This is a genomic window from Gemmatimonas sp. (genome assembly GCF_044376735.1).
GTDB lineage: Bacteria > Gemmatimonadota > Gemmatimonadetes > Gemmatimonadales > Gemmatimonadaceae > Gemmatimonas.
On sequence record NZ_JBILKJ010000100.1, the window covers coordinates 1 to 10075 of the forward strand.

Here is a 10075-nt window from a genome sequence, read left to right on the forward strand (position 1 = left end):
CGGTGGGCATGGAGCGCGTGCCGCGGCACTTGGGGAACTTGGAGCAGCCAAGGAAATCGCCCGAGCGACCGTGACGCACCACCATCGGTTCGCCACACTCCTGACACATGTACTTGGTGAGTTCGGCTGGCTTCTTCTCGCCCTTGATGGGGCGCGTGTACTTACAAACCTTGGGGTGATTCTCGCACGCCACGAACGGGCCGAAGAATCCACCCTTGGCCACCAGCTTACCGCCACAGTCTGGACACTTCTCGGTGACGAGCGCCGAAAGGTCGTAGGCTTCGCCGATCAGGGCATCGAGATCGTTGTCGTTGAGCGTGGCCTGAAACGGCGTCCAGAAATCGGTGAGCGCGCGGACCCAGCCCAGATCGCCGTCGGCGATCTTGTCGAGTTCCCCTTCCATCTGCGCCGTGAACTGCACGTTGAAGATGGCGGGGAACTTCTTCACCATGACCTTCTCCACCGTCTCGCCGAGGGGGGTCGGGAAGAATCGGCGCTGCTCGAGTGACACGTAGCGTCGTTCGGCCAGCACCGAGATGATGGAGGCGTAGGTGGACGGGCGTCCGATCCCGAGGCGCTCGAGTTCCTTGACGAGCGAGGCTTCGGAGAAGCGCGGAGGCGGCGCGGTGAAGTGCTGGGTGGGCGTGATCGCTTTGACCGGCACCGACTCGCCGAGTTCGAGGAACGGCAAGGCCTGTTCGTCCTCGAGCGCCTTGCCGTCGCCTTCTTCGCGGGCTTCGCGGTAGAGGGTGAGGAAGCCGTCAAACTTGATGACGGACCCCGTGGCGCGGAACAGATACCCGCGCCCCTTGGTCGGGATATCGAAATCGACCGTGGTCGTGTCGAAGACCGCCGGGGCCATTTGCGATGCCATGAACCGCTTCCAGATCAGCTCATAGAGCTTGAACTGGTCGGCGGTGAGCTTCTTGGCAAGACGGTCATCCGGCCGGCGCGTGGGATCGGTGGGGCGCACGCCTTCGTGCGCGTCCTGCGCGTTCGCCTTGCCGCTGGGATAGAGCTGCATACCGGCCGCGAGGTACGAGTCGCCGTACTCCGCCTTGAGCCAGTCGCGCGCCGCACCGGCCGCGGTTTCTGAGACGCGCGACGAGTCGGTTCGCATGTAGGTGATGAGACCGACCTGCCCCTCTTCCCCACCGACGTCGATGCCCTCGTAGAGATCCTGTGCCAGCCTCATCGTGCGCTTGGAGCCGAAGCCGAGCTTCTTGGCGGCTTCCTGCTGCAGCGTGGACGTCGTGAACGGGGCAGCCGGATTCTTGCGCTTCTCGCGACGCTTGACTTCGGTGACGGTGAACTGGGTCCGCCCCTTCAGATCCGCGAGAATACGCTCGGCGTCGGCGCTCGTGTTGATTTCAGGCTTGTTGCCGTCGATCTGGTGGAGCTTGGCCGTGAAGGGCTGCGTACCCTTCTGCAAATCGGCGGCGATGCTCCAGTATTCGACCGGCGTGAACGCGCGGATCTCGCGCTCACGCTCCACGATGATGCGGAGGGCGACCGTCTGCACGCGGCCGGCGGACAAGCCCTTCTTCACCGTTTTCCAGAGCACGGGGCTGGCCTTGTAGCCCACGAGGCGATCGAGCACGCGACGGGCCTGCTGAGCATCGACTTTCCTGTTGTCGATGTCCATCGGGTTCGCCATGGACTCCTTCACCTTGTCCTTCGTGATCTCGTGGAACATCACGCGGCGGATCGGCGCCGTCACGGCGTAGCGCGGCGGCTGCGTGAAGAACTGCTCCACGTGCCAGCCGATCGCCTCACCTTCGCGGTCGGGGTCGGTGGCGATGAAGATTTCGCGGGCGCCCTTCGCCACCCGCTTGAGTTCGGCGAGGATGTCTTCCTTGCCCTCGATCGTGACGTAATCGGGGGCAAAGCCGTGCTCGATGTCGATGCCGAGCTTCTTGGCCGGCAAGTCACGCACGTGACCCACGGTTGCCTTGACCGTAAAGCCCTTGCCCAGATACTTGCCGATCGTTTTCGCCTTGGCCGGGGACTCGACGATGACCAGCGTCGTGCCTCCCGCGGGCCCGGGTTCGTCGACCGGGGCCACCTCGTCGATCCGGGAGCGACCGCGGGCCTTGGTGCTGGCGGCCTTCTTAACCGCCTTTTTCGCGGCGGCTTTCTTCGCGACGACTTTCGTGGGCGCTTTGGCCGCCGATTTTGCGGCGGCTTTCCGCACAGGCTTCGCCTCGGCGACCAGGGTGCCGGCCGCCGCGGTGGATGTCTTTGCCGTTTTGCGGGCAGCCTTCTTGGCCACCTTCTTGACGGCTTTCTTCGCGACGGGGATGGCTGCGCCAGTTCCCGCCGCGGTGCTGCCCTTCTTGCTTGGCATCAGATCAGTGTACCTGGGAGCGCTCGCCGTCCATCGCCCCATCATCGACCCCCGCGTCCTCCGCGATGCTACGGATGTCCGCGAGGTTGATGCGGCCGTCGATATGAACCAGCGCGCGCTCCACCAACTGCTCAAAATCGTTGAGACTCACCGCTCCGGAGCCACCCAGCATAACCAGGTAACCCCAGGCTTCGGCGGTGAACCGTCCGCGCTCGTGCGGCCCCTGAACGCGGAGCGGCGCGGAGCGCGACATCAGAGAACCATCCGCGGCGCGGAATGGTGCAGTATCGCTATAAAGAAGTGAAAGGATCTCACCAATCTGTCGCCGGTCATACCCTTGCAACGAGAGATACGCCTCGACCTCCACCACATCCGTGTCGGCCGCGAATCGTTCGCGCAACTCATCGATGACAGGCGTCCACCGATCGTCCATCGCCTAACCTATCCCCAGAGTCCCGTCGTGGGCAAGCGCCACCACGGAATCTATAAGTCGTTGTGAATCAATAGTTTCCACGTTCACGGTCACGTCCGCCAACGCGTACAGCCCAGATCGCCGGTCCCAAAGTGCCTGCATGGCCATGGCCGGGTCCGCTAGAGCGAGCAGCGGGCGCACGATCCGGGACCGCGTCAGGCGTCGCAGCGCCTCCTTCGGGGAGACCTGCAGATGAATGATACGTCCGGGTGGCCGCAGGAGCGCCATGGCTCCTGGAATAGTCACCCACCCGCCACCCGGCGCCAGCACCATGGGGGGCGCCGCCGCCAGTTCCTTGGTCAGCGCGTATTCCAATAAACGGAATGCAGCCTCCCCACGTTCCGAAAACAACCGCGCGACCGACATCCCTTCCCGTCGCTCGAGTTCCGCGTCGAAGTCAAGAAAGGGCCGCGACAGTCGCTTCGCCACCGCGCGCCCCACGGTGGACTTGCCGGACCCCGGCAGTCCGACGAGCACCAGGTGCCCGTCAATCTGAAGGCGAACCGGCTGGGTCACCCCAAACGCTCGTCCAATCGGGCGAGATAGGCGTCGAGATTCCGGCGCACCTCGCCCAACGAATCGCCACCGAACTTCTCCAGCAGCGCCTCGGCCAGCACATACGCCGCCATGGCCTCGGCAATCACGCCCATGGCGGGTACCGCGGTCACGTCGCTTCGTTCCGCCACGGCCGATGCCGCCTGTCCCGTGGCCACGTCCACGGTACCCAGCGGACGCATCAACGTCGAGATGGGCTTCATCGCGACCCGGACAACGAGCGGCTCGCCCGTCGTCATCCCCCCTTCGGTGCCGCCGGCGCGATTCGTCCGCCGACGCACATGGCCCGTGCGGGTGTTTCCCGGAGCGGCCTCGATTTCGTCGTGCACGTCGGCGCCGGCGCGGCGGGCGGTCTCGAAGCCGAGGCCGATTTCCACGCCCTTCACGGCCGGAATCGAGAGCATCGCCTGTCCCAGCCGTCCGTCGAGGCGTCGATCCCACGAGACATGCGAGCCCAGCCCCACCGGTAGGCCCGTCACGACCACTTCGCAGATACCGCCGAGCGTGTTGCCATCTTTCTTGGCGGCATCGATCCGCGCCATCATCTCGGCCTCGGCCGCGGGATCGAGCGTGCGCACCGGGGATGCGTCCGAGGCGGCGTTGATGTCGACGGGGAGCGCGTCCGGGCGGGCCGCATCGACCCCGCCAAGATGCACGAGATGCGAACCGACCCGGATACCCACTTCGCTTAACAACACGCGGCAGACGGCCCCTGCGGCCACGCGCGCCGTGGTCTCGCGCGCGGAGGCGCGCTCGAGAATGTCACGGGCATCGCTGCGGTCGTACTTGAGCAGTCCGGTGAGATCGGCATGCCCGGGACGCACGCGGGTGACCAGCCGCTTGCGCGGCCCGTCCGCATCGCCATCGCGTGGGGCGGGGTCCATGATCTCGACCCAGTTCTTCCAGTCGCTGTTGCGGATGAGCATCGAGATCGGCGAGCCGAGCGTTTCGCCGGCACGCACCCCCGACAGGAACTCGATGCGATCGGTTTCGATCTGCATGCGGCGCCCACGGCCGTAGCCCTGCTGACGACGGGCGAGGTCGGCGTCGATGTCGGCCGCGAGCAGCGGAACGCCGGCCGGCATGCCTTCCAGAATCGAGACGAGCGCCGGGCCGTGGGACTCGCCGGCGGTGGTGAAACGGAGCATGGGTAGGCGAAGCGGTCGACGGATGGACGTCGGTGGTTCCGACACCCGTGTCACAACGTACGAGGCGACAGCGCGAGACGGGAGCGTTGTCCGGGAAGCGCGCAGGCGCGGGCCGGGCGTATGCGGCGCCAATGCAGAACGACCCCGGGGCGCATGCCCCGGGGTCGTTCCACCAGCCCCGCTCGACCGATTCCGCGACGACGCTACTGGCAGGTCGTGGTGAAATTGTCGGGCAACGCGACGACGGTTACGCCGCGGATGGTCGCGCCCACCAGCACCAGCTGGCCGTTCGGGCGTATCGTGGCACGCACCGGACCGATGATCGGGTCGCGAATCGGGATCGCGGCGATTTTCCGATAGCAGTAGGTGTCGAACACGTCGATGACCGGCTCGCTCGAGGCGATGAAGGCGAGCCGAGAGCGTAGCGTCGAATTGACGCCGGTGTTGAGCGGATGGAAGTCGAGACCGCCGCCGCTCGGCCGCGACTGCAGGATACCCTGCAGACGGAGCGTGCGATCGAACAGGTACGTGGAGTCTCCCTTCACCGCATTCAGCTCGCCGTCGAAGTTGACGCCGACGCCTTGCACACGCGAGAAGGTGTTGGCAATGAAGTCGGTGACGTCGAGCGGACGGGAAATCCCTCGGTCGATCACAGGCACGGGCGGTAAGGAGTCCATGCCCGTGGTCGCGTCGTACGTCATGGCCCGACTGCCGAGGACCGATCCGCCTTCCCCGAAGACCGCGCGCCGGAAGTTGCCCGACCCGCGAACGAACGTCGTGTCGCGGAACGCCAGCCGGTCGAGACGGACCACGATCGAGTACGGGAAGGTTCCCCCGTTGCCGTTCGGGACTTGCTGCCTGTACGGTACCAGCAGCGAATCGCTGCCGAAGCCCGCCGCGGCGTAGCGATAGACTTCGAGGGTATCCGAGCGGCCTTCCGACTGGCCAATCGCCTGCTCGAAGAAGAAGTGCGAGGAGCGCTGCGTGAGATTCTCCCAGCGGATCGTCCCCTGGTTCGGGAACGGCATCGACTGGCCCGGCGTGGGGGTCGTGGAGTACACCGCAATGACGTCCTGACACGGTGAGCCCGGCGCGTTGTTACCGCTGCAGGTCGCTGCGAGATACTGCGGACGATCGCTGAAGTCGTACAGCGTACGCTGCGTGATCAGCTGGTCGGAGGTCTGCGAGCGCACCGTCGTGATGCTAAAGGCTACGATGTTCGGCAGCGCGTAGCGAAACACTTCGCGGCCGGTCGTGCCCGCCCGGAGATCGACGTAGCTGATGTTCGTTCCACCCGAGTTGGCGATGAGCAGCGTGTCACCCATGACGCCGTCCCGGTTGCGCGGCCAGGGCGCGATACCCCACGGACGCGAGCCTACGGCGATCGGCGCCCGGAAGGTCGAATCCGCCATGTTGTAGACCTCGAGCCAGTTGCGCTCGATGTTCGAGAGGTAGATCCGATCGGTACGCGGGAAGTAGAAGGCATCGGCCACCTGTCCACCGCTGGGCAACGGACTCGTGTAGCCGGCGACGACGGCCGCCGTATCGAGGCGCAAGGCACCCGAGGTGAAGCGAGCGACGTCGCGACGACCGTTCGCGTTGCGGGCAAAGCCCGAGACAGTGACCAGCGTCGGGAAGACCGAGACCGGCAGCCGTGAGCGGAACGTGCGTACCAGCGTTGAGAACCCACCGGTGGACGTGATGGAGTCGGCCACGAGGAGCTGCCCCGTGAGCGCGCGCACTTCGTAGCCGAGCACGGAGATGCCAACCGGGTCGGTCGCTTCCACGAAGACGGTATCGGTCACTTCGAGACGATTGGCGACGCCGGTGCGAACGACGGGCACGGTCGTGGCGTTGGCCGGACTCTGCACCGCATACTGTACGGGCGTGCCGAGCACGCGCTGGTTGAGCGAGTCGGTGATGAACGGTGTGACGGTGACGAGCTGCCCCTTCACGGTATCGGGCACGACGAGCGTGTCGAGCACGGCGAGCGAATCCCGGAGCGGATTCCCGTAGGACACGGAGTCTTTGATGTTGTAGGCGCCGACGATTTCGTAGCCGAGCGTACGGACTTTGTAGCGCGCCTTGCCGGAGATCGAGAGCACGAGCGACTTGCCGCTGACCACCGGCGATCCGGTGACCGGACTGGTCACGACCGCCTGGGGCGGCTCGAGATTGCCGACCGTGAGCACCACACGCGCCGTATCCGACAGATTGCCTGCGCCATCCGTAGCGATGGCGCGCGCATTCACGGTGGCACCGAGCGGAGCATTGGTCGGCACTTTGATGTTCACGTTCACGGTCAGTGTCGTCACGGCGCTCGTCATGACCGTGTCGTAGGTGGCGCTGACGCCACCGGCCAGCACAACACGCACCCGCTTGAGGCCGATGTTGTCGGTGGCGGTGACGGTCATGGACAGCACCGTGTCGGCGACCGTGTTACCCTTGCCCACCTGAACGCGAGGCGAGATGGTATCGCGGAATGGCGGATCGATCACTTCGTCACCGCTGCACGCGCCAAGGGCGGAGAGCGCAGCCAGCGCCACGAGGGCGACTGATCGCGTGGTGCGAGGTGAGGGCCGCAGCGTGCTGCGGCCGGCGATGAATTGAGACATGATTTCGGTGATCCTCTTCGCGTCAGCGGCTCGGTGGGATCGCGCCATCATCCAGGATGTGCGGCGTCACCAGGATGAGCAGATCGCGCTTCGTTTCGTTCTTGGAGTTCTGCGAGAACAAGCGACCGACGAACGGGAGATTCATGAGAATCGGGATGCCGCTGCGGAAGCGGTTCGTCTCGGTGACGGTCAGACCACCGATCACGGCGGCCTCGCCATCGGCCACGAGCACCTGCGATTCAGCGCGCTGGCGATTGAAGATCACGCCCACGTCGGTAGCCGCGAGCTCCGCACTCGAGTTCTCTGCCTTGATGTTGAGCAGCACCATTCGATTGTTGGTGATCTGCGGCGTCACGGAGAGCTTGATACCGGCCTCTTCCTTCGACACCGTGGCGCGAGGGAAGAAGGCGGCCGCGTTCGGCTGCATCTGCCCACCACCACCGCCGCCGCCGCCACCACCACCACCGCCGCCACCGCCGCCGCCCTGTCCGCCGGCGCTCGCGTCGATGACGCGGATCGGGATCTCCTGGCCGACGAAGATCTCGGCGCTGCGGTTGTTCAGGATCGTGATGCTCGGCTCCGACTGTACGTCAGCCAACGACGAGGTCTGCAGCGCATTGAGGAACGCTGTGAGCTGATAGCGGCCGAGGGCCGTGCTGTAGATCAGATTGAGCGCGTTCGGTTTGATCGCGTTGTTGGCATTGGCGATACCAGCCAGGGCATTACCGCCTAGCGCGATACGGGCCGGTCCTTCGTAGGCCGAACCACCACCGGTGGCATCCGGGACGCCGTCGCCGTCGGTATCGACGGCCTTCAACGTGTTCGGATCGATGCGCGGCACGAGCTGCTGGAAGAACTGCTTGTTCCCGGTGCCAAGGTCGTAGGCGAGTCCGATGTCCTGGATCCCCGTGCGATTCACGAAGATGATCTTGGCCTTGATGGCGACCTGCGGCGTGCGGACATCGAGCTGCTGCACACGCGCCACGATCTCGGGGAGGCGCGACGGGACTTCGGTGATGATGAGTTTGTTTGTGGCGCTGTCGGCGGCCACGGATCCACGGACCACGCAGCCCTGTCCAGCGTTCTGGCCGCCTCCGCTGCCGCCACCACCACCACCACCCTGCCCGTTCGCTCCCGACGCGAGCCCAGTGCAGTCACGAGCCAGCAACTGTTGCACGGTACCGCGCAGCACGGAGGCCTTCGAGTAGTTGATGTCGATGATCTGCGTGACCAGCGGCTCGAGCGCTTGGTTCGTGGCGAGGTTGCGATAGCTGTCGACCGTGATGATGCCGCTGGCATCTTCGGTGGCGGCGAGCCCTTGCGCCTGCAGAATGGCCTGGAGCGCAACGTCCCACGGCTTGTCCGCGATGTCGGCGGTCACACTACCTTCGACATCCTTTCCGACGACGATGGTGCGTCCCGAGAAGGTGGCAAAGGCGGCGATGACGTCGCGAATGTTGGTGCCATCGTAGCTGACGGTGATGCGCGGCTTCTGCTGCCGACGACGTGCCGCCGCCATCGACGACACGGTCGCGGGGGTGCGGGCCGTCAGCGGATCACCGGAGTGGTCATCGAGGACCAGCGGCTGCGGCGTGGCCTGCACGATCGGCGTCTCAACGACCGGCTCACGACGCAACGCCTCCACCGGCTTGGCCTCCACCGGCTTGGCCTCCACCGGCTTGGCCTCCACCGGCTTGGCCTCCACCGGCTTGGTGTCCACCGGCGCGGCGTCGATCGGCTTGGTGTCCACCGGCTTGGTGTCCACCGGCTTGGTGTCCACCGGCGCGGCGTCGATCGGCTTGGCGTCGATCGGCTTGGCGTCCGCCGGATTGGTATCGATCGGCGCCTGCTGATCGAGCCGGCCGGCGGCGGTCTGCGTCACGCGTTCGGCGCCAACATTGGCGGAGCCCCAGCGAGCGAACGCGACGGCAGGCGCACTGAGTGCGATGCGGACAGACCTGCCCTCGCGTACGACGGTATAGGAGCGCGTGCCGTCCAGATCGATGACGAGTCGGGTCGTATCGGCGCGAAACTGCGCGAGGCGCAGGTTACGCACTGGGCCGCGGGCCTTTCCGTCATAGTTGGAACGGATGGCGAGCGTGGCCCCGCCGAGATCGACGACGATCCGTGACGGATTGGGAAGGGTGAAGTGCTTGAGTGTGACGCTCGAATCGATCTCGAGGACGATGTCGGCCCCCTCGGACGACGGCGCGACGGCAATACCGAGCACGCGTCCGCGCGTTGGCGCGTTCCACCGCGAGGTGATGGAGGCTGGGGCCGCATCGGGCGCGAAGGCGGGCGCGGTGAGCTGCGCCAGCGCGAGCGCGCCAGGCGCCAGGAGCGCGGAGAGTACTGCAACAGTCGTCGGTCCCATCACGGCTTCCTCACTTTCGTCGTGTCGCTGCTGAGTGGCAGCGTTTCCTGCCGGTTGAATCCGAATTCTTCGATGGTGAACTGCACGGACTTCTGACGGATGGCGGAAACCCGCAGCCGTCCGAGCTGCTGTCCGACGTGCACGCGGTACTGCTGCTTCGAGTACGAGTCGCGCAGGATGGCAACGGAGTTGCCACCGTTACCGACCGGGTCGAACGCAACGGCGGTGAGGCGCAGATCGCTGAGCAGCGGACGGACCTCGCTGCTGCTCATGAGCGACTTGTAGGGATCGCGGCGCCCACCACCGCTGTACTCGAACGTCTCACGCTCCAGCGTGATCTCGGTCGGCATCGCCGCCGTCCGCTTGGCGGTGGTGGATGCGCCGACCAATCCGGCGGGTTCGCCGGCGACCGTACGGGCGGGCATGGGGCGGGCCGGTTGCTGCGCGTCGACCACCAATGCGGCAACTCCGACGGCGAGCGTGGCGACGACTATGCTGAGGCGTTTCATGACGACCGCTCCTTGGCGGCGGGCTTGGCAGGCGCCGTTTTCTCGACGTAAGTCT

7 protein-coding genes are annotated in these 10075 nt (G+C 65.8%); all 7 read right to left on the minus strand.

Annotation, left to right across the window (positions count from 1 at the left end; all coding sequences use genetic code 11):
* Positions 1-2347, minus strand: a 2347-nt coding sequence (gene topA / locus ACIRA7_RS12110) for a type I DNA topoisomerase (protein WP_396221102.1), incomplete at its 3' end; no start/stop codon positions are given.
* Positions 2348-2351: 4 nt separating this feature from the next.
* Positions 2352-2780 (minus strand): DUF494 family protein, encoded by a 429-nt coding sequence (locus ACIRA7_RS12115; RefSeq protein ID WP_396221103.1) that lies wholly within the window; start codon positions 2778-2780, stop codon positions 2352-2354.
* Positions 2781-2783: 3 nt separating this feature from the next.
* Positions 2784-3335, minus strand: coding sequence for a shikimate kinase (locus ACIRA7_RS12120; protein WP_396221104.1), 552 nt, complete (start codon positions 3333-3335; stop codon positions 2784-2786).
* Entirely contained in the window at positions 3332-4522 is a 1191-nt protein-coding gene (gene aroC / locus ACIRA7_RS12125; protein WP_396221105.1) for a chorismate synthase, read from the minus strand. The genes ACIRA7_RS12120 and aroC overlap by 4 nt, the downstream gene beginning before the upstream one ends.
* Positions 4523-4725: 203 nt before the next feature.
* On the minus strand, positions 4726-7137 hold the full coding sequence (locus tag ACIRA7_RS12130) for a YncE family protein (RefSeq protein ID WP_396221106.1): 2412 nt from the start codon (positions 7135-7137) through the stop codon (positions 4726-4728).
* A gap of 22 nt (positions 7138-7159) precedes the next feature.
* Complete coding sequence (locus ACIRA7_RS12135; RefSeq protein ID WP_396221108.1) at positions 7160-9511, minus strand: AMIN domain-containing protein; 2352 nt, start codon at positions 9509-9511, stop codon at positions 7160-7162.
* Complete coding sequence (locus tag ACIRA7_RS12140; protein WP_396221107.1) at positions 9511-10020, minus strand: hypothetical protein; 510 nt, start codon at positions 10018-10020, stop codon at positions 9511-9513. Before ACIRA7_RS12140 ends, ACIRA7_RS12135 begins: the two co-directional genes overlap by 1 nt.
* Between the last annotated feature and the right edge of the window lie 55 nt (positions 10021-10075).

Coding starts and splice junctions, on each gene's coding strand:
- ACIRA7_RS12135 (WP_396221108.1), bottom strand. CDS start 9,511: ATGGGACCGACGACTGTTGCAGTACTCTCCGCGCTCCTGGCGCCTGGC.
- ACIRA7_RS12115 (WP_396221103.1), bottom strand. CDS start 2,780: ATGGACGATCGGTGGACGCCTGTCATCGATGAGTTGCGCGAACGATTC.
- ACIRA7_RS12140 (WP_396221107.1), bottom strand. CDS start 10,020: ATGAAACGCCTCAGCATAGTCGTCGCCACGCTCGCCGTCGGAGTTGCC.
- aroC (WP_396221105.1), bottom strand. CDS start 4,522: ATGCTCCGTTTCACCACCGCCGGCGAGTCCCACGGCCCGGCGCTCGTC.
- ACIRA7_RS12130 (WP_396221106.1), bottom strand. CDS start 7,137: ATGTCTCAATTCATCGCCGGCCGCAGCACGCTGCGGCCCTCACCTCGC.